Consider the following 26,928-nt stretch of genomic DNA (forward strand, 5'->3'; position numbering starts at 1 on the left):
AATTACGGGTCAGTTGTTTGCGTGTTCTTTGATGTTTTGGTATAGGTTATTGCACTACTATATGAAGTTTGTACAAACAATATACACTTTCTAAGGGATTTTACTTAAAATATAAAGTATTAGAAAAAAGTTTGTTTTGATTAACTGCTAGCAATCGGAAGTCAATGAGTAACGGCATAGATCCTGTAATTCAACGAAAAATCAATGATTGGAGGGATACACTTGCTGGTTCAAGTAACAGTAATCCACTACTTGACTTCCGAAAGAGCAAAAAGCCAAAAATTGAGGTTGTTACATCATCTTTAATCTTATTTGACAACCTCGCTGGATATGAATCTGAATCAATTTCCTTTAAGGAGTTGAGAACTAACCAAACTGAAGCTGACCTCATCAAGCATCTAGATAAACTGCGTAGAGAAGCAAAAAAAACAATAGAAGAAAAGGGTTTTATTAGCCTGTTCCTAGTCCTTGGTACTTTGACCTGGTTTGATACTGCAAAGCCTCAAGAAAAAAAGGAGAAGGATAAGTTAGTATCTCCTCTGTTGCTCATTCCAGTGGAATTACAAAAGAAAGGTAAGAAACCACCAGAATATACACTATGCTCTACTGATGAGGATATTTCCATTAACTTCCTTTTAGTAAACAAGCTACGTGACGAATTTAATATCACGTTGCCTGAAACTGAAACACTTCAAAATTTGGGCTATGAAGGATTTATAAATGCAGTGCGTACTGCTATAGGCGAAAAGCAGGATTGGCAACTAGAAGAGACTGCTTATATTACCTTATTTGAGTCTGTCAAAACAGCGATGGTTAAGGATCTCGAACAAAATCAGGAACTCATCGCCAATCACCCGGTTCTGCAAGGGCTTGCTCTACAAGAAGCACAAGAAAATCGTAGTGATATTAAAACTATCACAGATAAAGAACTGGATACAATCAATCCTGAATTGATATATCAGATATGTAATGCTGATTCTAGCCAGCAAGTAGTAATTGAAGCTGCAAAGGCAGGGCTTAGTTTTGTAGTCCAGGGGCCTCCAGGGACAGGAAAAAGCCAAACGATTGCCAACATAATTGCCGAACTAATAGGCAAAAACAAAACAGTTCTGCTAGTTGCAGAAAAGGAGACTGCCTTAGATGCCGTATACAAGACACTACGACGAGATTCTGAGCCTAGCCTTGAAGACTTATGTTTAAACCTACACCATAAAGGTACAACTAAGACCAAAGAGTTTGTAAAAGAACTAAATCAAACTAAAATTCGTTTGTCACAAAGAAATGAAACTGAGTTACAACAGGGAAAGCGAGATATATTCTTTCAACAATTGCGTAACTGTCAGCAAAGCCTCAATAGTTACACTGCAAGTTTGCATCATAAACACCAGCCAATAAACAAATCTGCTTTTGAACTTTATGGTGAATTACTCAAACTGGAACGAGAGTTAAATACGACACTCGAATTTAATACCTATAATCTTAAAGATTGGTCAGAAAAAAGATTATTGTTGGAAGCTAAAGATTTACTGAATGACCTGGGACAATTTGAGCCATTTTTTCGAGGAAGACAGAAAACTATATGGTCAAGTAGTCCCATAAGGAGATGGAATTCTGATGTTAGCAGTGACTTACGCCAGAATATTGACGACTTGCGACAAGGAATTCAGCTTGCCACAATAACTACTACTCGTTTGCGGCACTTATTAAAAATAGAACCTGCTAACACTTTATTAGGTTTAGACAAGCTTCAGCTAGCGATAGCTCATCTTATTGAAGTACCTCCACGTTTTCCTAAGAATTGGTTGCGAGGAACGATATTAAATACTTTGCAACAAAACTTTGATGAACTTAAAGATGATATTGGTGAACTTCAACGTATAGGCTCAGATTTTAGTAATAAATACATCAATGAGTTTTTAAGCTGGAATTTACCAGAATTGACGGAATTTAAAGAACGCTTTCAGAATTATAAAGGTATTTTTCGCTGGTTAAAATGTGGTTATTTACCTACTCGCAGAAGCCTTATTAGCCTCCAAAAAGTAAAAAATAGAGTGACTGACCAAGAATTAATTAAAGATATTGATAATGCAATTCGGCAACGTGAAACTTGGAATAAATTAAAAGATACTACACATCAATATCATCGAGCGTTTGGTTCATTCTTTGAAGCTCAAATGCCAGACTTAGATGCTATTGAGCAAGCATTGAATTGGTTGAAAAGTCTACAAAGTCATTCACTGCCTTCAAAGGAAGTTGCAATAGTTATCTCTTCATCTGAAAATTTGCAAGAACTTAGGACTTTATTAACAAATTTACAGATTTCACGAAACTTGATAACAGAAGGCTTTGAATTCCTCAAACAACATTTTCACCAGGAACCAATGGCAAAACCTGGTGAATTAGAAAGAAAACCTTTATATGAAGTAGAAAATTTCCTTAATAAAGCCCAAAAAGAGCTAGATTGGTTCCAGAAATGGTTAGACTGCGAACAGCTAGTAAAGAAACTAGAAAATATTGGAGCTAAAGATTTTTTATTAAAACTAAGAGAGTCTAATATTCAACCAATTTTTTGGTTTTTAGTTCTACAACAAGGTATTTATAAGGACTGGTTGGGATACATCTTAGATAGTACTGAATTGCGGAATTTTAACCAAAAAAGGCATGAGCAGAAATTAGAAGAATTTTCTCAGCTTGATAATGAACAATATCAAGTAGCAATACAGCGTTTGAGACAACTCCACGCTGAACGCTGGCAAAAGTGGTCTGTACAACCAGAAGCAAGGAAGCAAATACAATTACTCGAACAACAAAACACATTAAAAAAAGGGCATAAAAAAATCCGTCAATTCATCAAAGAAGCTTCTAAACTTGTGACTACCTTAAAACCTTTTTGGCTAATGAGTCCGCTTGCTGTTAGTCAATATATAGAACCGCAAGCTGTAGAGTTCGATGTAGTAATTTTCGATGAAGCTTCCCAAGTTTGTACCGAAGATGCAGTACCTTCAATTATGCGAGCAAAGCAGGTAATAGTTGTTGGTGACAGAAAGCAACTACCGCCAACTTATTTCTTTAAAAGCAATGCTTCAGGTGGTGAAGATGAGGAGCAAGAAATATATGACAGCTTGCTCGATGAATCTTGGTCACTCCCAGATAAATTTACGCTGAAATGGCACTATCGCAGTAAACACGAGAGTTTAATTGCCTTCTCAAACCAAAACTTTTATGATTTAGAGCTTTTGACTTTCCCAAATCCAGCAAAAAATCCTAATCTAGGCGTTCATTTTGAGTACGTTTCAGATGGAATCTACACCCCCGGTGATAATGGAAAATATAATATCCGCGAAGCACAAAAAGTAGCAGAACTGACAATACAGCATTGTCTAGAACATTGTCGAGAACATAAGGATCTTTCTGAACTTTCTTTGGGAATTATTACGTTAAATGAATCTCAAGAAGAAATGATTCGAGACAAACTACAGCAACTTAGTTCAGACTATCCAAGCATTCAAGAATTGTGTCAAGAAGACTCGCGTAATTTCTTTATTAAACCACTAGAAAGAGTTCAAGGAGACCAGCGAGAAATAATTATTTTTAGCTTTGGGTTTGGGTTTTATGAAAACAGCCAGAAGCTAATCCATAAATTTGGGCCTCTTACTAATTCAGGAGGAAGGCGACGCTTAAATGTAGCAGTAACTCGTGCAAAAAGCAAGTTTGTTTTAGTAGCTTCTATTAAAGCAATAAATTTTGATTCGGATAATGAGGAAGTGAGGCTGATACAAAAATATTTTGAATTTGCTGAAAAGGGTGGTGAAAAATTAGAAACGCACTTTGATAATAATTTTTCCGAATATGATTTTCTTTTTGAAGAGGATGTATATCAAGCTCTAACACAGCAAGGATACAGGGTGAAAAAACGGGTAGGTCGTTCAGCCTATCCCATAGACTTAGCAGTAATAGATGAACGACGACAAGAAACAGAAGAGTTTTTGTTGGGTATTGTTTGTGATGGAACTATTTATCATAAATATCCTACAGCACGGGAGCGCGATCGCCTTCGCCACGAAATTCTGAAAGGCTTAGGTTGGAACATTTACAGAATTTGGTCTAGCGAGTGGTATTGGAATAGAGACAGTCAGATCAAGCTACTAGTGGAACACATAAAACATTTACTGAATCAGGAATAGACAAAGGTGCTAGTGTAGTCTTTCAAGATGACATTGGCAGCATCCTGTAATTTTTGTATGCAATTAACAAAACTTGAAGAATTATTAACAAATATTCAAAAACTGCAATCGATAATGATTGCAGTTGCTACTAATTCCCAAGAGTATCGAATTCAGGATAAAGAAGACGAGTACACTGAACTTTATCAAGAAATAACATCACAAATAGAAGACCTTCAATACCAAGGATTTTCTATACAAAATCCAAACAATTTTCACTCACTATGGGACTGGTATAGGCATTGGAAATCTAAGTTAAGTAAATCTGCTTTCCGGGGAGGTTATATTCATAACCTTTATCAAAATTTCTGCAATCAAATTTATATTGCTTTATGCAAAAATTATGTCAAAGTTACCTCACCAGAAGTCTTAAATAATGAGTTAGAACCAACACAAATTGAGGAATTAAAAGCCAAAATAGAAAAGCTACAAGAAATCATGATAGAGGTAGCTACTGAAAGTAATACTATTTCTTTAATTCAGTATAATGATGAGAATTACAGAAAGCTATATCAAGAAGTTTGGTTTAAAATAGAGATTTTTAGAGAAACAGGAATATCAGTCTCAAACACCAATCAGTTTCGCTCACTTTGGCAATGGTACAGTTTCTATTCAGAGCAGATAGAGAATACAAAGACTGCACGACGTGAATATATTTATAATCTTTATGTAAATGTTGTCAAACCGATAGAAAAAGCATTAAGACAATACCGCTCTAACCCAAGTTATTCTATACAAGAATTTATTCAACTTTTGAAGGATAGATTTCATCAGTCCACTTATATCCAGGTTAATACAGATTCTATAATTCTAACCCCAATTTTAAGCAAAAACGTTCAAACATCTAATCTAAAATTAGATGAGAGATTTCAGCAACAAACATCAGAACCTATAGCTGATTCATTTTCTGTCCCAGCTACTCAATCTTTTGAAAATTCGTTATTTACAACTGAAAACTATAGTTTAATTCTGACAAATGAGAACGTCATGAAGCCGGAAATATTTTTAGAGCAAAATGATGTTGTATGTTTAGAGTATAGTCTAGAAAAATTCTTTGCTACAAAGTTTGATAATGCAAGTAGTTGGAGAAGCGTATTTAGCTCATCAGGTGTTGAAGATTCGTTTATTAGACCTCTAGTTTTTATTAACAATCCTGTAGAATTCAGCAACAGAGTAGTAGCAAAATTTAAAGATTATAAAGTCTCTAATCAGCGAATAGATCATCACCCAATGGTGAAATTGTTACAGTATCTACTAAATAGAAAAGAAAGTTATGAGTTTGAAGACCAAGATATAGAATTATTCACTAAATTAGTTGTACGAGGTCAGGAAAATCTCAACGCTTTAAAGGCTTGTAATACTGTTTGCAGAATCGAATCACCCAAAGGAATGGGTATTGGGACAGGAGTATTGATAGGTAGAAATTTATTACTAACCTGCAATCACATTTTTAGCAAAACTCAAGTTAGACAAGCTTGGGTACGTTTTAACTACAATGCTGACAGCCGTAAGTTAGACAATAATTTCTTTGAACTAGATATGGCTTTTATCATCTATCATAATCGCCCTGACTACGCTTTAGTCAAAATCAAAAATAATCCTCAACAACAAAAAGCCATTTTTATTAATGAAACATCTATATTAGATAGCGGTCAAGATATTCGTATTATCCATCATCCCCAAGGAAACCCAGTGATAATTTCCGACTTTGGGCAAATTACGCAAGTAGGAGAAGATTACATTGACCATAATGTGAAAACTGATGACGGTTCCTCTGGCGCACCAATTTTTAATCGCCAATGGGAATTGATTGCAATTCATCAAGGAAATCCCGGTATAGGACGTACCGTGACTCTAGGTTCAATGGGAGGTATTCCCATTCGTGCTATTTGGAATCAGATTTCACCGCATCTAGGTTGATGTAACAGAGGAATAATTTCATGAGCTTTTTCCAGAATTTATCTGATACTTTCAGCCGAGAGGCTAAAAAATATACAACTCTTTTCCTGCCAAAACATCGAGTTGATATAGACTGCGATGATACACCTATTCGTGCAGGTGATGCCTATTGTCGTATCTGGCTAGAGGATATGAATATAGCTAAAGATGTAGACTGGTTCAAACAACGGTATCCTGTTGTTCATGCTGCTGTCCGTTTCCATTACGACTCTAAGTTAGTAACTATTCCTTATTTAGCTGCGCCCGGTCAATTAAAAGATTTGGGAAGCAACAATTTGGATAAAGTCATTCAAGACAGATATCCTCTTACTCCTCTGTTTCCATTTAATCAAGGTTTAGTAGAGTTTCAAGCTGGTTTATTCAGCATGGCTGCGAGTGACTCCATCGGCAAATTTATCGAAACAATGGGAAGATTTGCCAAATTGTTACCTGTACCTCAACTCTCAAGTGTTTTGAATTTAGCAGAACCGGTATATCGCGGAATTGAAGATTTACTCGATATTGGAGAACGCCGATTAGAGTTAGGTTATCAACAAACTTTTTCTGATGCTGATGGTGGTAGTAGTAACTTCTTCAGAGAGGGGTATTTTGCCGTAATTTTAGCGGAGGAACACGAAATTAGCAGTGAAAATCTTTGCGTCGTCAATGATAACCTCCGGCTTGGCTCTCCTGGAAGTACTAAAGTATTTGTCCGTGATAGTAAGCCTTTCAAAGGTTACAGCTATATGTTATTTCGTATAGAAAAGCGCAAACAGCAAGATTGGGAGTCATTAACAACCATAAAAGAGTTAGTTGCTAAAGCCCAAGATGCTGTTTTATCAGGGGAATATGAAAAGGTTAAAAAATTTATATTACCAGCTATTCAAACTGAAATTTACCGCAGTTCTGATATTACTAAAGCTGACCGTCAGCAGATGATAGGGAAAATTAAAGTTTTTTTGCAGGAGTTGGGCTTACAGGGTGCAAAAGTGCAAAAGCGATCGCTTCACTCAATTATGCAGCGAGCTTTACCACCGCTTGACGCAGCGACAGAAGCTGAATTAGCTTCTCTAGAGCAGCTTTTCCAGCAAAATGGTCAATAAACTAGTCTTTAAATTTGTTGTGTAACGCTGTTATACAACCAACCGCAGAGGTGCAGAGTAAGCAGAGAAGGGGAGAGTTTGGGGAAATTTTTCTTTTCTTATATTCCCCACTCCCTAATCTCTACCCCCCACTTATGCTTAAATGTGGATTCCGCATTCTGTTTTATCACTTCCCCGCCAGCGTCCGGCGCGTTCGTCTTCGCCTTCGGCTACTTTGGTGGTGATGGGTTGGTCGCCGATACTGGGATAACCTTGGTCGTGGAGGGGGTTGTAGACAACTCCGTGTTCAGCCACGTAAAGCCAGCTTTCTTTGCGTGTCCAGGTAGCTATAGGATTTACTTTCAGCCGACCTTTACCATCAAATTCAAATATGGGCATATTCGCACGGGTTACTGCTTGGTCACGGCGGCGTCCGGTAATCCAAGCGACGCTGTTGAGTTCGTCCAGACCCCGTAGTAGTGGTTCAATTTTTGTAATGTGGTGGAATTTGGCAATATCCTTGTCCCAGAGTTTGTCGCCGTATTTGGCTTCAAAGGCTTCGCGGGTGTCTACATCTGGAGTTTTGAAAGTTTGCAAATCCAGGTTGTAGATTTGTATAGCTTTGGCTACTAATTCTAGGCTTTCAGGGAAGTGGTGCAAGGTGTCGAGGAAGATCACAGGAACGGGATGCTTCAGTTCACTGTAAAGAATATGGGTAATTATCATGTCATCCACGTTAAAGGCGCTTGTTTGCACCAGTCCCGTTGGGATATTTTCTATAGACCATGCCAGTATCTCTTTGGGAGTGGCAGTTTCAAATTGCTCATTTAATTTTTCTAGGTCAAAAGCGATCGCTTGGTTTCTAGATTCCGTGGATGCTGTCATGATAATCTTCTATTCAAAATATTTTTACCTTGATTAAGATTTATTTTATCCCATCAAGGCACGTATTCCGCTCGGAGTTCAGGTATTTATTCTGTTCGGAAATTACTACGTTTTGGAACTGGAGAATGGGAAGTCGGCAGACCAGAAGAACAAATCATTAAAAGTAAAAATTGATACTTAAGTCCAAAAATAAGTATTTACTAAGAAATTTTACGCTAATTTAAGTTTTACATTATTTTTATAGCTATTTATACTGATTTTGATATGGTTAAGGGACTATTAATAAAAGGGATTTTACTTAAATGAACAATGCAAAATTCAGCAATCCATTAGGCCAGTCTATAATTATGGGCGCTTTGATGGTGTTAACTAGCGTTGGTATTATTACAATAATGAACTTTTTCTAAGATCAATATTTCTCATTTTAGCAATAAGACTTCATATAGTCCCGCTCAAAACTGAGTGGGACTTTTACTTTTTTCATCTAGATCAATCCGTGTGTATTAATTTTTTGCTGTGACTTTCGGCAGAAAATAATTCTGAAGCCGTGTTATTACGCAGTTTTGCAGTCAGAGAATTTAGAATAGGTATCGCATTAATTTTGCTGGGCTACGAGATCCCCGACTTCTTCAAGAAGTCGGGGATCTGACCACTATTTCCTTTACCCTAGTGACCAACTGGCGCTTTCACTCCTGCACCGCCTTTACCCAGAAATAGCAACAGAGGTAATGAGCAAAGGAACCCTACCCCTACCACCCGAAAGCAATCTGCGTAAGACAAAACCGCAGCTTGGGTATCTACTGTTTGACTTAATAAAGCTAGTGCTTGTTGTTGAGCTGTTGTTGCATCCATACCTTGACCTTGCAGTGCCCCATTAAGTGCATCGAGGCGCATACTGGTTTCTGGGTCATAAGGACTAAGTTTTGCTAATAGGATGGCTCGATGAAAAGCTTCTCGTCGGTCAAGCAAAGTGGTGAGTAGAGCAATGCCAATGCTACCACCTAGTTGTCGGGTGAGGTTGTAGAAACCAGAGCCGGCAGAAATATCCGGTTTGGGTAGCGGGCCTAAAACTGCCAAACTCAAAGGGAGAAACATCAACACAGTAAAACCCCCACGCCATACCAATGGCCAAAATAAATCATCTATGCCAGTTTGTGGGGTAATTGCTGCGAGTTGAAACATGACTCCAGATGATCCCACAGCACCCATTGCAATTAAAAATCGGGCATCAATTTTGGTGGACAGCTTGCCTAATAAAACCATAACGATCGCAGATGCTAAAGCCCCAGGTGCTAACAATAGTCCTGTCTGCGTTGCTGTAAAGTGCAGCACACTCTGAGCAAATATCGGCACAGCAAAGAGTGTGCCATAAAGCCCCATTCCTACCACGGCAGATAACACACTTCCAGCAGCTAAAGAACGGTGACGTAAAACTCTCAAGTCAACGGCAGGATGGTCTATTTTCAACTCGTACCAAATAAATAATCCCAATCCGATAATACTGGCGATCGCTAATGTGGTGATGAAACCGGAGGAAAACCAGTCTTCTTTCTCTCCTTCCTCTAACAAAGTTTGCATACAACCAATAGCAATCACCAAAAACCCAATCCCGAACCAATCGACGGCTTGGCTTTGTGTCTCGCTTTTGTCTTTATCTTTGGGCAAAAATACCAATGACATCGCCACTGCAACGATCCCGAAGGGAATATTAACAAAGAAAATCCACCGCCAGCCCAAACCATCTACCAAAAATCCCCCTAAAGTCGGGCCGATGGCTGGGCCAGCAATTACACCTACCCCAAAAACTGCCTGTGCTAAACCTTGTTCAGCAGGTGGAAAAGTCTCGAACAAAATCGCTTGGGCTTTAGCTAGCAACCCACCACCACATAAACCTTGAAGAATTCGAGAAAAAACTAGCATCGGCAGATTAAATGCCAACCCGCATAAAACCGAGGCCAGGGTAAAGCCAATCAACGAGAAAATAAAGTAGGTTTTGCGTCCAAAGTAATCTCCCAGCCATGCAGATAAGGGAATTAAGACGACATTTGCGATCGCATATCCAGTTACTACCCAGCCGACTTCACTGACAGTTGCACCCAAACTAGCCTGTATATCTGTCAGGGCAACGTTAACAATACTGGTATCAATTACTTCTAAGATCGCACCAAGGGAAGCCGTAAAAGCGATCGCCCACTTCAATGGCCCGTGGACATAACCAAATTGGTCAAAACTAGAACGTTTAATGTTGGTAGCCATCAATAATACTAATTTGTAATTAAGAAGCCCAGATGAAATCCAACTTTCTTTTCGATAATTAGTATCAGAGCGATCGCAAAGCTAAAAATAGGTACTCCATCTATACGATACGGTAGCGTATCATATAAAAAAGGTCAAGGAAAGCAGCAGCGATCCCATTCCCCATTCCCCATTCCCCATTCCCTATTCCCTATTCCCTATTCCCTATGTCAAGTTCTTCTGGACGCCCACGTAGCATCCACGCCGACCAAGCCATTCTGCAAGCGACCCTAGATTTGCTTGCAGAGGTAGGATATGAAAGCATGAGTATAGAAGCGATCGCTTCCCGTGCTGGAGTTGGTAAAACGACCATCTATCGGCGTTACACTTCCAAAGAAGAATTAGTTGCAGACGCGATCGAAAGTTTGAGAGATGATTTAGTGATCCCCGATACTGATAGCTTTTGGGGAGACATGGATATCCTGATTAATAATGCCGCCAAAAAAATAGATAGTCCCCTTGGTCGTCAGACACTTGCGCTGATAATTAGTACAGCATCTAGCAATCCTCAGTTTGCAGAGGTTTACTGGACAAAATATACAAAACTCCGACGTGAAGCCTTTTCTAAAATACTTGAGCGTGCCAAGTCCAGAGGCGAAATTCACAAGGATGCAGACGTAGAACTAATTATCGACCTTGTAAGCGGGTCACTATATTATGCACTGATCTTCAAACCCACAACGGAGCCAGTAGAAGCATACATGCGCCGCACCATGAATCTTCTGATGAAGGGAGTAGGGATTAGGGAGTAGGGTAGGGTGTTGACTTTGAGTGTCTTGAGATAATATTTCTTCATACAAGATAGATACCTAAAAATATCGTCCCGTAAATTTTTATCTGGCGAAAGTTATTAAATAGAGCTAACTAAGACAAATTTTAATGTCGAAGTTCACATTAAGTAGAGCAGCGTGAATAATTCAAGGTTCGTAGTGAGGGCTTCAGCCTTCACTACGAAATAATCTCAAGATTTGTTACATTACTTAATTTACCTTGACTTATTCTCGCCAACTTACTAATTTGTCTGGAACTCACTTTTTACAAAATGTAGAATATACTGTACTTAGGTATGTAATTTTCTGCTTAATCATCCATAAGCAAAAGGTATCCATCATAATGGCTAAACAGTTGGGTAAGTTAATTGGTAGCTTGATTGGGATTGGTAGTATTGCTCTTTCGGCTGGCGCACTTTATTTTACTGTAAATGTTTCTAATGGCGATACTCAGCCATCTAGTCAGGTTGAGCAACCTGCAAATCATACTGTTACTACAGTCAGTGAAAATAGCACGGCGATTAATGCTAGTACAAGCGGTAATAAGAGCCCAGCGAAAGTAGAAGCTCCAAACAGTAACATTGTGGGGCGCGATGATAACCGCACTATAAACAATGTGGGTGAGCGACAAGTTAACACTACAAATTATACTGAGAATCGCAATACTAACAAGATAAATGGACGACAAATTAACACTGAAACTTATAATGAAAACTGTCCTAGCGCAAAACTGGATAGAGGTTCTCTTTGTACGAATAATGGCAGTGTGACGAATAATTTCTAACTATAAGGTAAAGATAGGAGTAGCAAAAATGAAAAAAAAGGGAAGTATGATTTTTACTTTTTCATCACTACTCCTATTTTCTCTGACTGGTATTGCCTATGCACAGCAAAGAAGTATTAATTGTCCTGGCAGTAATTTAGCTTATGGTGCTGTTTGTACGAATCAAGGAGGAGTAATAATTAACAATCATAATGGAGGAACTATAAATCTCCTCCAAGATGCTCCATTTTCATCGCCATCAAGAGGTTTGATTAAAAATACTCAAGACCCTTTTGTGATAGATAGATCACCAATAAGAAAGGAATCATTGATTTCAGATGAAAAACTACCGCAATCATATCCAACTTTTGAAAATTTAACGATCAAAAGGTAATAAGCAGAAAGGGAAAAATGTTTAAAAGCGCATTAATTTTTTCTTTGATTCCTAGCTTAGTAAGCTTTACGCAGTCATCTTTTGATAAATATCAAATACTGTCTCCTAATTTCAATAGCAAAAATTCTCTCGCAACGTTAGCTAAAATCGGGTTTCAAAAAAAAACTACGAAGGAAAACAATCCTAAACTTTTTGAGGTGGAAGGATTTATATTTGAACTGATAGGATGTAAATCAGGTGGATATAATATAACTAAATGTGACTTAGCAGTAGAGAACACACTGGAAAAAAGAACACTTCAGATTGTAGTGAATAAAACAAGAATAATAGATGATGCAGGTAATGAACTAGTTGCCTCTCAAGCTACTTTTGGATCTAAAAAGCATCAGTATGGTGTAAGCAATGACATGTCAACAAATGTCCCCATAAGAGCTAGTGTTACTTTTAGTGGGCTTCTAGGAGAAAAGATAAATTTATTAGATATCTCTTGTTATATGCAGGGAACTGGCTTTTTTAATGCCGAGTTCAAAGGAAAATAGCGTTATATACACTTTTTAAACTGTGTTGTTATCCTTTCAATTCATATACACGCTGCCACTCTTGTTGTGTCACCTTATAGTTTATACAGTTGGGCTGACGAATTACCATCAAAGTCTTTAGCATAGAATCAAGCTTGAGGTCTTAGCATAGCAGTGGCTTTTCTACCAACTTGCTGGTAAAGCGAATCTTGGCGAAAGGTTTAACACCAACGCGACTGGTATCAATCCAATAGCCAATATCTGGGGGGTTAGTGATAATCTTAGGGGACTCGATAATCTCTGCGATCGCATAAATCCCCGCCTTATCCTCAGATTTCCAAATTATTATTATTCCATCACCAGAAGCCATGTCTTTGGCGTAGCGCTTTGTCAGCCAAGCATCTGCTCAAAGTTTCTAATGCTGTCTATAATACCGTAATATTTGGGGTTGCCTTGAAACAGGTATGGGGAGATCAGGGAGCAAGGGAAGCAGGGGGAGAAGAACTGTTATTGATCAATGCCCAATTCCCCAATTCCAACTTGTTGCCAAAATAACTTTCCATCATAGGTCATAAATGAGATGATGGAGAAATTAGAGAAAAAGGTGAACAATTGTTATTTTTCTCCTTCCGCTTCTGGTTGCAGAATGGCATCACAGTATTGAATGAGGGTTGTCAAGCGATCGCTAATCGTTTGAAGTCTCGTTTGTACAGTAGATGCTTGCCGCGCTCCTTGCAAAAACATCACATCTATTGCCAAAAGGCGCAATTGCTTGCTCATCTCCGTTTGATAAGACTGCACTCGCCAGTTTTCATCAGCCAAAGGCACAATCTGTTGCCCGAAAAATTGCTGCAACGTGGCTACATGCTGCCGCAGTTCTGGCGCAACGATTTGGGTAGTTGTGGCATCGGAGCGTAATTGCTCTAATAAAGTTACGAATGCCAGATATTTATCACGGTTTAAAGACATCCAGTGCTAGTTAAGATAGTATTAATGTCAAGTAATTTTTCTTCTACAATAAACTTTCTTAAAGACTTATCAGCATTAAAAGCCTCAAATCGTGATTTGGGGCTTTGTTTGCCATCAATGGATTTTCTTTCTTTAACGATCCTTGAAACTCAAACTGGATGACTACCAGACGCTCCTGCGTACCTAACGCTACGCTATTGCAATTGGAGAAATCCTTACACTGCTTTTTCACCCTTTTTTAGGCAACAGCATCTTTTCAGGGCGATGCTGCTAGTTTTATTATCATTCACTTATCTACCGATCCTCTCTAAACCCAAATTGTATGAGCAGTATAGCGATAAATTCATCAGTTGACCTTGCCATTCCCGAATGGTTAAAAAAATGTTTGAAGGAGTCATCGACAAGTAGCGGCGCAGGAGAAGATGACCGAAGGCATAATGATGCCGTCTTAATTGGTCGGGCATTTGAATTTGCTTACCAACTACATCAAGGTCAATACCGCAAATCTGGAGAACCATACATCGCTCATCCCATTGCTGTGGCTGAATTGCTGCGTGACTTGGGAGGCAGTGCTGCTATGATAGCAGCTGGATTTCTCCATGATGTCGTTGAAGATACAGAAGTTACAAGTCAAGAAATAGAAGAACGCTTTGGCCCAGAAGTGCGGCAATTGGTTGAAGGCGTCACCAAGCTTTCTAAAATCAATTTCACTAGCAAAACCGAAAGCCAAGCCGAAAACTTCCGGCGGATGTTTTTGGCAATGGCGCAAGATATTCGGGTAATTGTGGTGAAATTGGCAGATCGTTTGCATAATATGCGAACTTTACAATATATGTCAGAGGCCAGCCGCCGCCGCAGTGCCCAGGAAACGCGAGATATATTCGCACCTTTAGCCAATCGCTTGGGGATTTGGCGAATTAAATGGGAACTGGAAGATTTGGCTTTTAAATATTTGGAACCAGAAGCTTTTCGCGAAATGCAGGAGCATGTTTCCGAAAAACGGACGGCGCGAGAAGAGAAGTTGGCCAAAGCTACAGATATTTTGCGAGAACGTTTGCAGCAAGCCGGAATCCACTTTCAAGATATCAGCGGTCGTCCCAAACACCTTTATAGCATTTACCAAAAAATGCACCGCCAGCAAAAGGAATTTCATGAAATTTACGATTTGGCAGCGCTGCGAATAATTGTTCAAACCAATGAAGAATGCTATCGGGCGTTGGCGGTAGTTCATGATGCTTTTCGCCCAATTCCTGGGAGATTTAAGGACTATATTGGACTGCCAAAGCCTAACCGTTACCAGTCATTGCATACTGGGGTGATTGGATTAACTGGCCGTCCTTTAGAGGTGCAAATTCGGACAATCGAAATGCATCATATCGCCGAGTATGGGATTGCCGCTCATTGGAAGTATAAAGAAACAGGTGGTTCTAGCATTAGCCATTTGACAGGCACAGATGACAAATTTACTTGGCTGCGGCAACTGCTAGAATGGCAAACCGATCTTAAGGATGCACAAGAATATCTTGATAGCGTCAAAGATAATTTATTTGAAGATGATGTCTATGTCTTCACCCCTAAGGGGGATGTTGTTCCTTTAAGTCCTGGTGCTACCACTGTAGATTTTGCTTATCGCATTCATACAGAAGTCGGAAACCACTGTTCAGGGGCGCGGGTGAATGGGCGAATGGTGCCACTGTCAACGCGGCTGCACAATGGCGATATTGTAGAAGTTCTCACCCAAAAGAACTGCCATCCGAGTTTAGATTGGTTGAACTTTGTCAGAACTTCGGCAGCAAAATATCGGATTAAACAATGGTACAAGCGATCGCGCCGGGAAGAAAATGTCGCCCGTGGACGGGAGTTGTTAGAAAAGGAACTTGGTAAAACTGGTTTTGATAGTCTGCTGAAGTCGGATGCGATGCAGATTGTTGCTGAAAAGTGTAACTACCATAGCGTGGAAGATTTACTCGCAGGTTTGGGTTACGGAGAAATTACGTTGAACCTAGTGCTAAATCGCTGGCGAGAAGTAGCAAAGGGACAACAACCAGTTTCCACTGTGTCGCCATTTATCCCTAAAGAAGCAAGTACCTCAAAAGCTTTGCGAGATGCACCTGCAACTACCTCACGTTCCACGGATTCGCCAATTTTTGGGGTGGAAGGTTTGGTATATTATCTAGCTGGGTGTTGTACCCCGATTCCTGGCGAACCAATTATTGGTGTGGTGACGCGAGGTAGGGGGATTTCAATTCATCGCCAAGGCTGCCATAATCTGGAGACTGTGGAGTATGAACGCTTAGTACCAGTTAGGTGGAACCCAGCCGCCGAAAGTAGTGGTCGTCCGCATACGTACCCAGTAGATGTTCAAATTGAAGCCCTTGACCGTGTAGGGGTACTAAAGGATATTTTGTCACGGTTAAGCGACCAAGGGATCAACGTCCGTCATGCCCAGGTGAAAACCTCTACTGGCCAACCTGCATTGATCGACTTAGGAATAGATATACGCGATCGCTCTCAACTAGAGCAAGTGTTCGTCCAAATTAAGAAAATGAGCGACATTTTGAATATCCGCCGCGTTGGTCAAATCGACGAGTAGGTGTCTCAATTACTAGGGTGCGTTAACGCAGTGTAACGCACCAATTTAGGAATCGAACCGCAGAGGCGCATCATTACTATTGATGCAATAGGTACACAGAAATTGATTGCCACGGGTCATTGAATACAGTTTTTGCTTCTTCAAAGCTAATTCCATGCTTCTTGAGGTTTTCTTTAGCTTTACCTTGGAAATATTATGGTCTGGCGGTGTTTGGTGGTTGTTTGTGAAAATTTTAGGTTTTGGATGCCTAAATTTGAGATTCCCCTGTCTCCAATAAGCATTTATAGCATTAACAATTTGATAGTAACAAAACAGCAATAAATAATATTATTTCTGTTGATAAGAACTAATATATAAACGCATTAGGTCTGTAAAGGAGGTCTTGCTAACTCACACAAGGCTTTTAGCTAAAACTGGTGTTAATTTAGCTGACTTGGTGTTTTTATACAATATTTCCACATCAGAAGTACCTGTGAGGATACTATCAATCCTCTACAGACCTATCCGAAAATACAGAGTAGAAAATTTCCTTCAGAAAAAACCAGGGACACGCAATTTGAATTCGTTTTTCTGCTCCTTTCTCCAGTGGAGTTAAAGCCACTGTTTACCATCACTTAGTTTCAAAAGGAGAATATCTTGGATGGCTCGAAATAAAAAGAAATCGGCCGGGTTTAAGTATGAGCATCCACTTGTCTCTAGATGCCCTATTTGTTGTATTATCCCGCCCCACATGCTGGAAAATGTCGTGGTGAATGGCAATCCTCAGCAGCGGAGTTGGGCTTTTCATACATTAAATGTTTCGGCACAGCTTCGCGGACGCAGAGATGTCATAGGTAGTGTTTCCTTTGCACCTTCACCGGGTGAAAAGCGGCGCACCATCTACGATGCCAAATATGGACAGCAACTACCTGGCACATTGGTGCGTGGTGAAGGAGATCCACCAAGCAGTGATGTAGCAGTGAATGAAGCCTACGATGCTGCTGGTGCTACTTATGACTTATTTCATGAAATATTCGATCGCAATTCTATTGATGACAAAGGACTACGTTTAGACTCCACCGTGCATTATGGCCTTAAATACGACAACGCCTTTTGGAACGGCGACCAAATGGTTTATGGTGATGGCGACGGAGAAATGTTTCAACGCTTCACAAAGTCAATTGATGTGATTGGGCATGAGCTAGCTCACGGGATAACTCAGTATGAAGCGGGTTTACAGTATTATGGCGAACCAGGGGCACTAAATGAATCCTTTTCTGATGTATTTGGTTCTTTGGTGAAACAAAAGTCCAAAAATCAGACTGCACAAGAGGCAGACTGGCTGATTGGTGAAGGTCTTTTAGTACCGACTGTCAAAGGTGTTGCCCTCCGGTCAATGAAATTACCGGGAACAGCTTATGATGATTCGGTATTGGGTAAAGATCCCCAACCAGCCCACATGAAAGATAAATATACTGGTGTTGAAGATAACGCTGGAGTGCATATAAACTCAGGAATCCCTAACCATGCTTTTTATCTAGCGGCTGTTGAGATTGGTGGATATGCTTGGGAAAAAGCTGGCAAAATATGGTATATAGCTTTACGCGATCGCTTGCGTGCCAAAGCAGATTTTAAAAAGGCTGCCAACGTCACCATTCAAGTTGCTGGCGAACTCTACGGTAATGATAGTAATGAGCAAAAAGCTGTGCAGAATGCTTGGCAAAAGGTAGGAGTTATCTAGAAGTTAGGAGTGATGAGTGAGGAGTTAGGAGTTAGGAATAAATGTTCAACACCTTCCACTGCCTCATTCAGTACTCAGGACTGATTAATCTGTTGTTTGTTGTTGTTAAGGTGGGAGATGATAGTTATCATCTCCCAGTATTTGCATTTATCTCAACCAAATAACACAACAGAGAGCAAAAAAAAAATGCGAGTATCATTTGAACGCACAGGTGGCTTTGCTGGAATTAGCAAGAGGACAACCGTTGATACAGATAGTCTTCCGCCACATGAAGCAGCCACACTTCCTCGACTGGTGGAAGTTGCTGATTTATTTAGGCTACCGGAACTAATTACTTCGCCAAATCCCCAGAGCGATCGCTTTCAATATAAATTAACAGTAGAAGATAACGGCAAGCAGCATACTGTGACCGTCAGTGAGTCAGCATTGCCAGGAACCTTAAGACCACTGATTGAATGGCTACAGACATTAGCACAGAAAAAGTAAAAATAATTACTTAAGTAGGTCAGTGTGAATATTTATTGTTGGGATGAGGCAGGAGGCAGGAGGGAAGAGGGTTTAAGTCTATTTAATTTTTCTTAACATAGTTTGGTTTTTCCACATCGTTCTACTTATAAGTCTCTATTTCAATGGAATTAATTTGATTTTTGAGTGTGTAAGTAAATGGCAAAATTCCCCGGTTGAAATGTCGGAAAAGAGCGAGCTAGAGAATTTTTCGAGTACGTTTCTGAATCCTTTAGTCCTGGGTTGAAGCTGACTGGTCTAGACCGTGTTACCAGTAATGAAACGACTGCTGTCTTGGAGTTTCGGGACAAGGGACTTTTATTTATTCGGACAGCCTTACAGAAATCGGGTAGCGGTTTCTTTTGATGTGCGTGAAGACAAAATTTGTGGCTATAGGGAATACTTTGGCAGCGATGGTAAATCGTATTAAATAAGTCGTAATTATGAATTATTTAATTGATTTTTATTAGTTACTCTCAGGGTTGAGTTCGTTGATTTCTCTGCACTTAACCTCTGCGGCTTGATATGCTGCCAGATAGTCTTGACCACCCAACATTACATCACCGTAATATTCATAAGGTGGTTCGCCATAAATTGGCAATGGATCATCTTCTGGATAATCTTCTTTTGATTCTTCAATAATAGCTTTCAGTTTTTTAACAGTCAGACTATGTGCTGCAAAATACCAGATTTCTTGGGGATTTTTGTTTAGATGAGGTAATGTGGGATCGATAATGCGAACATCAGAGGCGTCGTCTAGCTCAATCCAACTGTGTTCAATCGGTCTATATGGCTTCCCAGCAAAAGCTAAAAATCCCTGAATATACTTTGCTCCCTCAGTAGATAATGCTGCTTTATAAGCATTATCAAACGGAGTGCTAGCTCTGCTGTTTATCTGTTCAGCAATTTTGATTGACAGCGTTTCATCCAATAGTTTGTTCATCAATAGAAAGGATTAGAGCAGCCATGAAAACATATTACCACTGCGACTTAGGAATGAGAATTAAATAACATCGACTTTTGTAGGTTGGGTTGAGGCACGAAACCCAACGCCCCAGAGATGTTGGGTTTCGCAGACTCAACCCAACCTACACAGGTTATTAAATCCACGATCCTTACCATTTTACTTATGCATTGGGCATTGGTTATTCACTAATGACAAATGACAAACTCTACTTTGTGCTAATGACCATCTGTCAATTTCTTAACAAGTCGCTTGAGGTGTAGGGCTGGGGCGCACAGCTAGCTGCACGCCCTTACTACGTTTAATCTATAAAATCACGGGGTTGTGGAGGGATCGAGTTTTATCCGAGCCGTTTTGGGGCGACAAGGGCTTCCCCAACAAACCTGTCCAGAAGGCATATTAGTAAAAACACTACTACGAGCGCCAATCACAGCATTAGCCCCGATTTGCACTCCTGGCCCAACAAAACAATCTGCTGCTACCCATGCACCATTTTCAATGGTGATACTCGCTGTTTTCAACCCAAAGGCAGGATCTTGGAGATCGTGAGTACCAGTACACAGGTAACTTTTTTGGGAAATTACGCAATGTTCGCCGATATGGATCTGATCGAGGCTATATAAAACTACGTTATCTCCAATCCAACTGTAGTTGCCAATGGTGACTTTCCAGGGGTAGGTAAAGCGGGCTGTAGGTCGAATTAATACACCTTTACCGATACGAGCGCCAAATAATCGTAGCAAAGCACAACGCAGAATATTTAACGGTTGAGGAGTGAGGGGAAAGGCGATCGCTTGTACAAACCACCATAATAAAACATACCAACTTGGACGCCCCCGGTCAAACCAAGATTGGTCATATTTGCGTAAATCTACGAAAGGTTGGTCATTAGTCATTATCAGGAATCAATGGTCAATAGCTTTGCTTCTGCTTCTCTGCTCCCCTGTTCCTCTGCTCCCTCCTTCGGGATAGTTGCAGTATTTAAGTGACCACCACAGTTGCGTAATTCGTAAAGTTTAACGCCAATCTGATATTCATATTGACTCAGTAAACGAGCGTAGATATATCCCGCTTTGCCATCTAAAAAACCGCGTTGAATTATATAAAATAAAACAAACCGCAAAATGGGTTTAAATGGTAGGTGTACCCAGACTTTTTTCAAAAATCGTTTGCGTTGCACGGCATCGCCAAATAGATTAGCGCCGATAGTACCACTATCATCTTTGCCTGTAAGAATATTAAAATAAACCCTGGCTTCCCAGTTGGAATATCGGTTGTGGCGTTCTAACCAGTGGTAAAGGTCGCGGAAGTCTTCGTGGAGCATATCATTTTTGAGATACCCAACTTTACCCTGCAAAACCACGTGTTCGTGAACTTCGTTATCACCAGTATTAGGAATATCTTCTGTATTTAGATTTTCGTAGCGACCTTTTTTATGTTGAAATAAACGTAGATTCCAATCAGGATATTTACCGCCATAACGGATCCATTTTCCTAAGAAAAATACGCGACGGTTGAGATAATAACCTGTATATTCATCATTTTGAATTGCTTGTTCAATTTCTGACCAAAGTTCAGGGGTGATGCGCTCATCACAATCTACAATTAGCACCCATTCATTACGAAAAGGCAAATTATCTAAAGACCAATTTTTCTTTTTAGGCCAGCGTCCATTGAAGTTGAATTGTACGACATTTACACCGTAACTTTTAGCAATTTCAATGCTGTTGTCGGTACTTTGAGAATCTACTACAAATATTTCATCTGCTCTGCTGAGGCTAGTAAGGCAAGCAGGCAAGTTAGCTTGTTCGTTTTTTGCCGGAATTAGGACTGAAACTGGTATTTTAGATGACATATTGAGTAGAAATTATGTTACTAGTTATTTCTTATTGGATGTAGATAAAAGACCCTGAATAGCAGCATTTAAGTAACCAATCTGACCGTAAGCATACACCAGTTTGTCAAACCGTTCTGCTGGATCGGAGAAATACTGTAAAGCCTTATACAAGCCTCGCACAAATCTTTCGCTACCTCGCTGTAATTGAGCGATCCCAGCTTTACCAGCGAGTTGTTCTCGATAGCATTCGCTGATACCCTGCCACCAGCCCCGGTTTAAAAACCAGGAGCGTTGGAGGCGCTCTGGAGCTACATTGTGAGCGACGAGTGCTTCGGGAAGATAAGCGACTTGCCAACCACGCTGTAGGGCGAATTCGGTCATTTGCAGTTCTTCGTTAGATAATAAATTTTTACCCACTCGACCGAGATGAGGATCGAAACCGCCAATTTCTTCTAGGAAACTGCGGCGGATGGAGTAATTCAAGCCTCTGGGTGTTAAGCCAGGTTGCTCAATGTAGATGTTACTGTCACCTAAGTCGTATGCACCCAGATTTGCAGCTAGCCCTGGAGATAGCCATCGTGGTTGTTGAATTCCTGGAGGCCACAGGAGAGTGACTTTGCCACCTGCGATCGCTAGCTTAGAATTATTGTAATAGGCAGAATATAAAACTTGTAGCCAGCCCTTACTGGCAACGGCATCGTCATCTAGATAAGCAAGAATATCACCACTGGCTACCTTTGCACCCGTGTTGCGGGCGACAGATAAACCAATGGTGGGTTCAAAAACATACTTCAGGCGCGGATTGTGGGCCCTTTCTTCTACAACCTCACGGGTGCGATCGCTAGATCCATTATCAACTACTACAATTTCAAAATCAGCAGCAAAATCCTGCTCTAAAAGACTATCAATTGCAGCCCCTAAATAGGTATCTCGATTGTGAGTACAGATAATGGCAGAGATTTGAGTGTCTGGCATAGATTTAATTTTGGATTTGAGATTTGGGGCTTCGGCTCCTTTCGACTTCTCTACGAGACGCTACGCGTTAGCGGAGCTTTCGCTTTAGCGATACGCTCAAGGCAAGTCGCTCAGTCGAACGATTTTAGATTAAAATCTAAATCCAACGCTATAACTGCTGAGAGTTAATCTAAACCAAAAGTTACCGACCTACCAACCGAGTTTCTTCGGAAATAATCTTTAAAACTTTACGTTTGTTGAATATGACTGTGTAAAACTACAAGAGTTTGCGCCAGTTGACTAAGGCGGGTTTCCAAAGATTGCTTGCGCCCTAACAGTTGACGTAACTTTTGGTAACGAGCGATCGCCATACTAACATTGGGAACCTGATCCGGTGGACATAGACGCGACCAAACTTTACCAGTATCGTCTACACCACAGAGGCGATAGCCAGTAATAGATGATTGATAAGATACTTTTCCACCAGTGGCACAAATTTCTTCTACGTAGTTCATCAGGCGGTCAACCTCTGCATGGCGCAGTGTCGCAGTTCCTCCTGGTTCTGGTTCGGTGGGATTAGATTCTAACCAGCCATTGACAATTGGCCCTTCTAAGTAAATATCCTGAATTTGTTTCAAAATATTTTGCAATTCTGTTTGCCAACCAGCGACAGTTTCCTGAATTTCTTGCAATAGATTCATCGCCAATGCTGGATTCGCACCGTGGCGATGGCTACTAAAGGTCGGAGTTTTTAACTTGGGTAGGCTGGGTGTTCTGTTACCATTCTCTTCTGCTTGAAAGGTCTGCACAGATTCATGATGAGGAAAGAAATTTTGGTCAGAAGGATAATCAACCTCAGTATTTACATTTAAGTCAACTGTTTGTCCTTGTGACTTTACTTCCCCATCCTGAGAAGATGGAATTTGTGTACTTTCTGTAGATTCGTTAGCTCCAACGCTGATTCTAAAAGAGAAAGGCCGTTTTGTCGTCGAATCAGTTGTTTCGGCAGTAGAGTCAGTGCCGCGATTCCCTAAATCGTGTAGAGTTGCTTCAATGCGTTTTAAGCCTGCGTTCATAAAGACATCCTAAAGTTTGCTGTCCCCAGTAGTATTGAATAATTAAGAATGGGGTAGTTGGGATTTTTGGCTTTTGCCAGTTGTAGCATGTAATGATGCTGGTGCTAATTTTATCCCTTAAAAGTTATTTGAAACAAAAAATCTCACCCATAAAGTAAAAACAGGAGGCGACGGCAATATTCCTTCTACCTCCTGCCTCTATTGTAAAAATACTCAGTAAAAAACTTTGGGTAAAATCATCTTAGTAACAGGACCAGCACGATCTGGTAAAAGTGAATGGGCAGAAGCTTTAGCTATACAGTCAGGAAAAGCAGTTGTTTATATAGCAACAGCCACCGATAACCCAGACGATGAAGAATGGCATCAACGCATTTTAGAACACCAACAACGTCGTCCCCAAGACTGGGTAACTCTATCTGTACCTGTGGAACTGTCTGCTACCCTTGCTGATGCCAAACCCTATACCTGTCTTTTAGTCGATTCTTTAGGGACTTGGGTTGCCAATCTCCTAGAACAGGACGAATCTAGCTGGGAAAATACCCTTGCAGAGTTTTTAGAGACGGTGGAATTGGTTGCTGCTGATATGCTGTTTGTAGCAGAAGAGGTGGGTTGGGGTGTGATACCAGCTTATCCCCTTGGAAGGGCGTTCCGCGATCGCCTCGGTTCTTTAGTACGCCAGCTAAGTACACTCAGCGAAACTGTTTATTTAGTAACTGGTGGTCATGTTCTCAATCTCAGCATCCTTGGTTCGCCATTGCCAAAGAGAGGTGATCCTGGAACATTCAGGAGTCAAGATTCTTAACTTTTGATCCAAATTAATCCAAAACCTAAAATCTAAAATTGTCTTATGGCAACCAAACAAGAAGTTAGAAAATACCTTGCCTACTGGTTTCAGTTGGGTAAGAAAGTGATTACGGGCAACGGCGAGGCAAGCTTTTTGCCCCAGTCGGTGCTAAATGACGATCGCTATAGTGAAGAATTTGAAGAGTGCTGGCAAAAAATTATTTCAGCCGAATCGGGTGATTGTTACCTAGAGGGTACTCATGAAACCATTGCTGAATTGTTGACACCAGCATGGGATATGCTGCCTTGTGGTCGGTGCAGTATGCCAGTAGCCGCGCGAAACGTCGGGATGCCGGCGTTGTTATGTCCCTGTAATGATTTACCTAACTGGCCGAATACTGAATTGCCAGCACCGCGAGAGCCAATTAAAACTCAAGACCAACTCCAAACAATTCGCGATCGGCTTTTAGACAATATTGCATAAAAAAATATCCTACAGTCAACAGTCAGCAACTTCAACGACTGTCGAAAAACTCATCTACTCAATTTCTCAAAAACGGAGGTCTAAAACTCTTTCAACCAGGATAGAGTTTAGCCCGGATTTCTCACCACACCTCCTAAAGCCTGCGCTTGTGCCGGGGAGAAGTAATGAGTAAGAAGTAAGAAGTTTTTACTCATTACTCATTACTCATTACTCATTACTTCTCCTCTGCTCCATCAAACGCCTTAAGCTTGTGAGAAATGCGGATTAGACCTCTGTACTTTTTAGTTGCAGTAGGTTCGTTGTGGCAGGGTAGAATCTAACACGAAGGGATTATCATTACCTTGGGGTGTTTTAGCGATCGCACGACTGCGTGCTACCTCACCAGCATCAATTGGATCGTCTGCTTGCCACTTACAGAGAGTATCCTTTTGTGCTTCAAAGAAGCTTGCATTTGCCAGTTCTGGGTAGACTGTGCGGAAATAGAAAATTACGCGAGCAATATCTCCTTTCTTTGCCTCCCGTGGTTCAAAGAATCCCCGTTTGAATTCACTGTATTTGTCAATATCCTGCGGATTTGGTTTGAAACTTAGTTCATCATCATCGAGATACCAAGACGTAGTTTGATTATCAGGAATATCTGCAAATGGAAAGTTGGCGCGATCGCTGTTAACTTCCACACGTGAAGCAAAGAGGTTATGCAAATCACTTTTTGCTGGGCCTTCAGCTCCCATACTCTGTGGCCAAACGTGTTCAGCATTAATTCTGCGTTGTGCAGCTTCCTCTCTGGGTTTATCTGCATTTGGGTCAATCGGAACACTATAACCAGCGTAGATGTCCGTTACTGTACCGCTTTGGTTATCTATTTTGGTGTAGAGCAAATCACGGGCACTACCATATCCGAGGCTAGCACGAGGGGAGTAAAGGCTATCTAATTTTTCCAGTAAATCATCTCCTGTGACACCAGAAAGAATTGTGCCTGGTGTAACTGCTGGTTCAGGACTGCTAACTGGGACTGATGAAATGGGAGTAGTCCCACTAATAGCTGATAGACTAAATCGAGCAATCACAGGGTCGTGATCGCTGACTACTCTAGAAATCCCTGCGTTAACGTGAACAGCATTGATCTCAGGATTTCCATTGTTAAACAAGTTTGGGGTAATCAGGATTTGGTCAATTTGTTCCTTATTTCCTCGAAAGACATAAGAGAAGCGGTCATCTTGAGGAATTTTGTTTACCAAATTTTTCAGCTGATTTCCTTCAAGGATTTTAATCGCCTGGGAGTCTGGAGTATCGTTTAGATCGCCAAGAACGACAATATTTGCATTGGGGTCAGTAGTTAAGCGATTTTCGACAAATTTGTTCACAATTGTTGCCTGCTGTATCCGTTTTGGGTCGGAAGCTGCTCCTCCGCTTTTGGACGCAAAGTGATTGTTTATCAGGGTGATAGGAATATCGTTGAAAGTAAATTCACCCACTAAAGGTTTGCGACTTTTTAAAAAAGCTGGATCGTCCGCAAAGCGTTCAAGCTTTTGTAGCTTAACTCGTTGAGGATTGAACAAAAAGCCTACCCGGATATTGCCACCTGGTTGGCCTCCATCAAGTCCGTTCTGAGGAGGAATTTCCCGATATTTATAGGCTGGGCCTCCTACAGATTGGATAGAACTGATGAGAGTGTTAGCAGTCAGAGTAGCATCAACTACAGAACTTAACTCAGCTCCATCATTGTCTTGTACTTCTTGCAAAGCAATAATGTCTGGTGCTTCAAGATTAGTAACAATCTGGTTTGCTAAAGCTGCAAACTTACCGTTTTTTACATCATCATCTACATTTCTGGCCGACCCACCATCAACCTTAGAGACGTTTTCCTTTTTAGGATCGAGGTTTTCGACGTTAAAGGTGGTAATCGTTAATTGCGTAGGACTTCCTACCAAAGATGTAACTTGTACACCATGAGCGATTCCTGAAGGAAGCCACAATGCAAGAAAAACGATAAAGCATAGCGCTTGCAAGACTTTTCGGAAAGAACTCATGAACATTCTCCTTAATTGCAAATAGAGACTTAACTCAGTTGGAGCGCCATTCCGAAGATATGAGAAGCAAAAAAGTTGAAGTTTTTTTTCAAGCCATTTGGCTAAGAAAAACAATCTATCTGTTTCAGCCCAAAATCAAGTATTGA

The 26,928-nt window shown here is 40.5% G+C and carries 22 protein-coding genes and 1 pseudogene; 13 read left to right on the forward strand and 10 right to left on the reverse strand.

Annotated features, from left to right (window positions below; translation table 11 throughout):
• Nucleotides 1-164: 164 nt before the first annotated feature.
• Genes RMX69_RS02770 through RMX69_RS02780 form a run of 3 tightly spaced genes read left to right on the forward strand, consistent with a single transcriptional unit; the run spans nucleotide 165 to nucleotide 7,264 of the window.
• Nucleotides 165-4,184: an AAA domain-containing protein gene (locus RMX69_RS02770; protein WP_322636461.1), complete on the forward strand. Its 4,020-nt coding sequence runs from the start codon at nucleotides 165-167 to the stop codon at nucleotides 4,182-4,184.
• Nucleotides 4,185-4,241: 57 nt separating this feature from the next.
• Entirely contained in the window at nucleotides 4,242-6,143 is a 1,902-nt protein-coding gene (locus RMX69_RS02775; protein WP_322636462.1) for a trypsin-like peptidase domain-containing protein, read from the forward strand.
• 20 nt (nucleotides 6,144-6,163) lie between these two features.
• Nucleotides 6,164-7,264 (forward strand): hypothetical protein, encoded by a 1,101-nt coding sequence (locus RMX69_RS02780; RefSeq protein ID WP_289795206.1) that lies wholly within the window; start codon nucleotides 6,164-6,166, stop codon nucleotides 7,262-7,264.
• A gap of 138 nt (nucleotides 7,265-7,402) precedes the next feature.
• Here the strand turns inward: RMX69_RS02780 and cysH are convergent, their stop codons facing one another.
• Entirely contained in the window at nucleotides 7,403-8,128 is a 726-nt protein-coding gene (gene cysH, locus RMX69_RS02785; RefSeq protein ID WP_069068674.1) for a phosphoadenosine phosphosulfate reductase, read from the reverse strand.
• A 666-nt stretch (nucleotides 8,129-8,794) separates the two neighbouring features.
• Complete coding sequence (locus tag RMX69_RS02790) at nucleotides 8,795-10,384, reverse strand: DHA2 family efflux MFS transporter permease subunit (RefSeq protein WP_322636463.1); 1,590 nt, start codon at nucleotides 10,382-10,384, stop codon at nucleotides 8,795-8,797.
• 206 nt (nucleotides 10,385-10,590) lie between these two features.
• Here RMX69_RS02790 and RMX69_RS02795 point away from each other — a divergent pair, with 206 nt between their 5' ends.
• The 4 genes from RMX69_RS02795 to RMX69_RS02810 all read left to right on the forward strand — a co-directional run bounded on the left by RMX69_RS02795 (nucleotide 10,591) and on the right by RMX69_RS02810 (nucleotide 12,889).
• A complete protein-coding gene (locus RMX69_RS02795) occupies nucleotides 10,591-11,175 on the forward strand; it encodes a TetR/AcrR family transcriptional regulator (protein WP_322636464.1) in 585 nt (194 codons plus the stop codon).
• 361 nt (nucleotides 11,176-11,536) lie between these two features.
• Nucleotides 11,537-11,977: a hypothetical protein gene (locus tag RMX69_RS02800; protein ID WP_322636465.1), complete on the forward strand. Its 441-nt coding sequence runs from the start codon at nucleotides 11,537-11,539 to the stop codon at nucleotides 11,975-11,977.
• Nucleotides 11,978-12,005: 28 nt separating this feature from the next.
• Nucleotides 12,006-12,350 carry a hypothetical protein gene (locus tag RMX69_RS02805; protein ID WP_322636466.1) on the forward strand — a complete coding sequence of 115 codons (345 nt, stop codon included), beginning with the start codon at nucleotides 12,006-12,008 and terminating at the stop codon, nucleotides 12,348-12,350.
• Nucleotides 12,351-12,367: 17 nt separating this feature from the next.
• Nucleotides 12,368-12,889 (forward strand): hypothetical protein, encoded by a 522-nt coding sequence (locus RMX69_RS02810; protein WP_322636467.1) that lies wholly within the window; start codon nucleotides 12,368-12,370, stop codon nucleotides 12,887-12,889.
• A gap of 142 nt (nucleotides 12,890-13,031) precedes the next feature.
• On the opposite strand, the gene RMX69_RS02815 is transcribed toward RMX69_RS02810, so the two are convergent.
• Both RMX69_RS02815 and patD read right to left on the reverse strand, forming a co-directional pair.
• Nucleotides 13,032-13,238 (reverse strand): hypothetical protein, encoded by a 207-nt coding sequence (locus RMX69_RS02815; protein ID WP_322636468.1) that lies wholly within the window; start codon nucleotides 13,236-13,238, stop codon nucleotides 13,032-13,034.
• Between the two features lie 245 nt (nucleotides 13,239-13,483).
• Nucleotides 13,484-13,837 carry a heterocyst frequency control protein PatD gene (gene patD, locus RMX69_RS02820; protein ID WP_322636469.1) on the reverse strand — a complete coding sequence of 118 codons (354 nt, stop codon included), beginning with the start codon at nucleotides 13,835-13,837 and terminating at the stop codon, nucleotides 13,484-13,486.
• Nucleotides 13,838-14,159: 322 nt separating this feature from the next.
• Here patD and RMX69_RS02825 point away from each other — a divergent pair, with 322 nt between their 5' ends.
• From RMX69_RS02825 to RMX69_RS02840, 4 genes and pseudogenes are all read left to right on the forward strand, one after another.
• Nucleotides 14,160-16,430: a RelA/SpoT family protein gene (locus RMX69_RS02825; protein WP_289795212.1), complete on the forward strand. Its 2,271-nt coding sequence runs from the start codon at nucleotides 14,160-14,162 to the stop codon at nucleotides 16,428-16,430.
• A gap of 640 nt (nucleotides 16,431-17,070) precedes the next feature.
• Nucleotides 17,071-18,150 (forward strand): M4 family metallopeptidase, encoded by a 1,080-nt coding sequence (locus tag RMX69_RS02830; protein WP_289795213.1) that lies wholly within the window; start codon nucleotides 17,071-17,073, stop codon nucleotides 18,148-18,150.
• A gap of 186 nt (nucleotides 18,151-18,336) precedes the next feature.
• On the forward strand, nucleotides 18,337-18,636 hold the full coding sequence (locus RMX69_RS02835) for a protealysin inhibitor emfourin (protein ID WP_322636470.1): 300 nt from the start codon (nucleotides 18,337-18,339) through the stop codon (nucleotides 18,634-18,636).
• A gap of 198 nt (nucleotides 18,637-18,834) precedes the next feature.
• Nucleotides 18,835-19,084 (forward strand): annotated as a pseudogene (locus RMX69_RS02840) (nuclear transport factor 2 family protein); the annotation flags it as partial.
• Nucleotides 19,085-19,120: 36 nt separating this feature from the next.
• On the opposite strand, the gene RMX69_RS02845 reads toward RMX69_RS02840, so the two are convergent.
• The 5 genes from RMX69_RS02845 to RMX69_RS02865 all read right to left on the reverse strand — a co-directional run bounded on the left by RMX69_RS02845 (nucleotide 19,121) and on the right by RMX69_RS02865 (nucleotide 23,485).
• The gene (locus RMX69_RS02845) at nucleotides 19,121-19,597 is read right to left on the reverse strand and encodes a hypothetical protein (protein WP_289795215.1); all 477 of its coding nucleotides are present in this window, start codon (nucleotides 19,595-19,597) and stop codon (nucleotides 19,121-19,123) included.
• A 335-nt stretch (nucleotides 19,598-19,932) separates the two neighbouring features.
• Nucleotides 19,933-20,514: a hormogonium polysaccharide biosynthesis acetyltransferase HpsU gene (gene hpsU / locus RMX69_RS02850; RefSeq protein ID WP_322636471.1), complete on the reverse strand. Its 582-nt coding sequence runs from the start codon at nucleotides 20,512-20,514 to the stop codon at nucleotides 19,933-19,935.
• A gap of 2 nt (nucleotides 20,515-20,516) precedes the next feature.
• Nucleotides 20,517-21,473 (reverse strand): glycosyltransferase family 2 protein, encoded by a 957-nt coding sequence (locus RMX69_RS02855; protein ID WP_322636472.1) that lies wholly within the window; start codon nucleotides 21,471-21,473, stop codon nucleotides 20,517-20,519.
• A 24-nt stretch (nucleotides 21,474-21,497) separates the two neighbouring features.
• Entirely contained in the window at nucleotides 21,498-22,430 is a 933-nt protein-coding gene (locus RMX69_RS02860; protein WP_322636473.1) for a glycosyltransferase family A protein, read from the reverse strand.
• Between the two features lie 227 nt (nucleotides 22,431-22,657).
• A complete protein-coding gene (locus RMX69_RS02865; RefSeq protein ID WP_289795219.1) occupies nucleotides 22,658-23,485 on the reverse strand; it encodes a hypothetical protein in 828 nt (275 codons plus the stop codon).
• 226 nt (nucleotides 23,486-23,711) lie between these two features.
• Here RMX69_RS02865 and cobU point away from each other — a divergent pair, with 226 nt between their 5' ends.
• Entirely contained in the window at nucleotides 23,712-24,287 is a 576-nt protein-coding gene (cobU, locus tag RMX69_RS02870; protein ID WP_289795220.1) for a bifunctional adenosylcobinamide kinase/adenosylcobinamide-phosphate guanylyltransferase, read from the forward strand.
• 45 nt (nucleotides 24,288-24,332) lie between these two features.
• Nucleotides 24,333-24,752, forward strand: a complete 420-nt coding sequence (locus tag RMX69_RS02875) for a hypothetical protein (RefSeq protein WP_289795221.1) — start codon at nucleotides 24,333-24,335, stop codon at nucleotides 24,750-24,752.
• A gap of 281 nt (nucleotides 24,753-25,033) precedes the next feature.
• Here RMX69_RS02875 and RMX69_RS02880 read toward each other — a convergent pair whose 3' ends face one another.
• Nucleotides 25,034-26,782: an endonuclease gene (locus RMX69_RS02880; RefSeq protein WP_322636474.1), complete on the reverse strand. Its 1,749-nt coding sequence runs from the start codon at nucleotides 26,780-26,782 to the stop codon at nucleotides 25,034-25,036.
• Nucleotides 26,783-26,928: the final 146 nt, after the last annotated feature.

This window comes from Nostoc sp. EspVER01 (assembly GCF_034530635.1).
Classification (GTDB): Bacteria; Cyanobacteriota; Cyanobacteriia; order Cyanobacteriales; family Nostocaceae; genus Nostoc.

Bases quoted from the DNA above. Each gene is read 5' to 3' on its own strand.
- RMX69_RS02775 (WP_322636462.1), top strand. From the start codon at position 4,242: ATGCAATTAACAAAACTTGAAGAATTATTAACAAATATTCAAAAACTG.
- RMX69_RS02790 (WP_322636463.1), bottom strand. From the start codon at position 10,384: ATGGCTACCAACATTAAACGTTCTAGTTTTGACCAATTTGGTTATGTC.
- RMX69_RS02805 (WP_322636466.1), top strand. From the start codon at position 12,006: ATGAAAAAAAAGGGAAGTATGATTTTTACTTTTTCATCACTACTCCTA.
- RMX69_RS02780 (WP_289795206.1), top strand. From the start codon at position 6,164: ATGAGCTTTTTCCAGAATTTATCTGATACTTTCAGCCGAGAGGCTAAA.
- RMX69_RS02825 (WP_289795212.1), top strand. From the start codon at position 14,160: ATGAGCAGTATAGCGATAAATTCATCAGTTGACCTTGCCATTCCCGAA.
- RMX69_RS02830 (WP_289795213.1), top strand. From the start codon at position 17,071: ATGGCTCGAAATAAAAAGAAATCGGCCGGGTTTAAGTATGAGCATCCA.
- RMX69_RS02860 (WP_322636473.1), bottom strand. From the start codon at position 22,430: ATGCCAGACACTCAAATCTCTGCCATTATCTGTACTCACAATCGAGAT.
- cysH (WP_069068674.1), bottom strand. From the start codon at position 8,128: ATGACAGCATCCACGGAATCTAGAAACCAAGCGATCGCTTTTGACCTA.
- RMX69_RS02845 (WP_289795215.1), bottom strand. From the start codon at position 19,597: ATGAACAAACTATTGGATGAAACGCTGTCAATCAAAATTGCTGAACAG.
- RMX69_RS02795 (WP_322636464.1), top strand. From the start codon at position 10,591: ATGTCAAGTTCTTCTGGACGCCCACGTAGCATCCACGCCGACCAAGCC.
- RMX69_RS02815 (WP_322636468.1), bottom strand. From the start codon at position 13,238: ATGGCTTCTGGTGATGGAATAATAATAATTTGGAAATCTGAGGATAAG.
- RMX69_RS02880 (WP_322636474.1), bottom strand. From the start codon at position 26,782: ATGAGTTCTTTCCGAAAAGTCTTGCAAGCGCTATGCTTTATCGTTTTT.
- RMX69_RS02865 (WP_289795219.1), bottom strand. From the start codon at position 23,485: ATGAACGCAGGCTTAAAACGCATTGAAGCAACTCTACACGATTTAGGG.
- RMX69_RS02875 (WP_289795221.1), top strand. From the start codon at position 24,333: ATGGCAACCAAACAAGAAGTTAGAAAATACCTTGCCTACTGGTTTCAG.
- RMX69_RS02835 (WP_322636470.1), top strand. From the start codon at position 18,337: ATGCGAGTATCATTTGAACGCACAGGTGGCTTTGCTGGAATTAGCAAG.
- hpsU (WP_322636471.1), bottom strand. From the start codon at position 20,514: ATGACTAATGACCAACCTTTCGTAGATTTACGCAAATATGACCAATCT.
- RMX69_RS02770 (WP_322636461.1), top strand. From the start codon at position 165: ATGAGTAACGGCATAGATCCTGTAATTCAACGAAAAATCAATGATTGG.
- RMX69_RS02800 (WP_322636465.1), top strand. From the start codon at position 11,537: ATGGCTAAACAGTTGGGTAAGTTAATTGGTAGCTTGATTGGGATTGGT.
- patD (WP_322636469.1), bottom strand. From the start codon at position 13,837: ATGTCTTTAAACCGTGATAAATATCTGGCATTCGTAACTTTATTAGAG.
- RMX69_RS02855 (WP_322636472.1), bottom strand. From the start codon at position 21,473: ATGTCATCTAAAATACCAGTTTCAGTCCTAATTCCGGCAAAAAACGAA.
- RMX69_RS02810 (WP_322636467.1), top strand. From the start codon at position 12,368: ATGTTTAAAAGCGCATTAATTTTTTCTTTGATTCCTAGCTTAGTAAGC.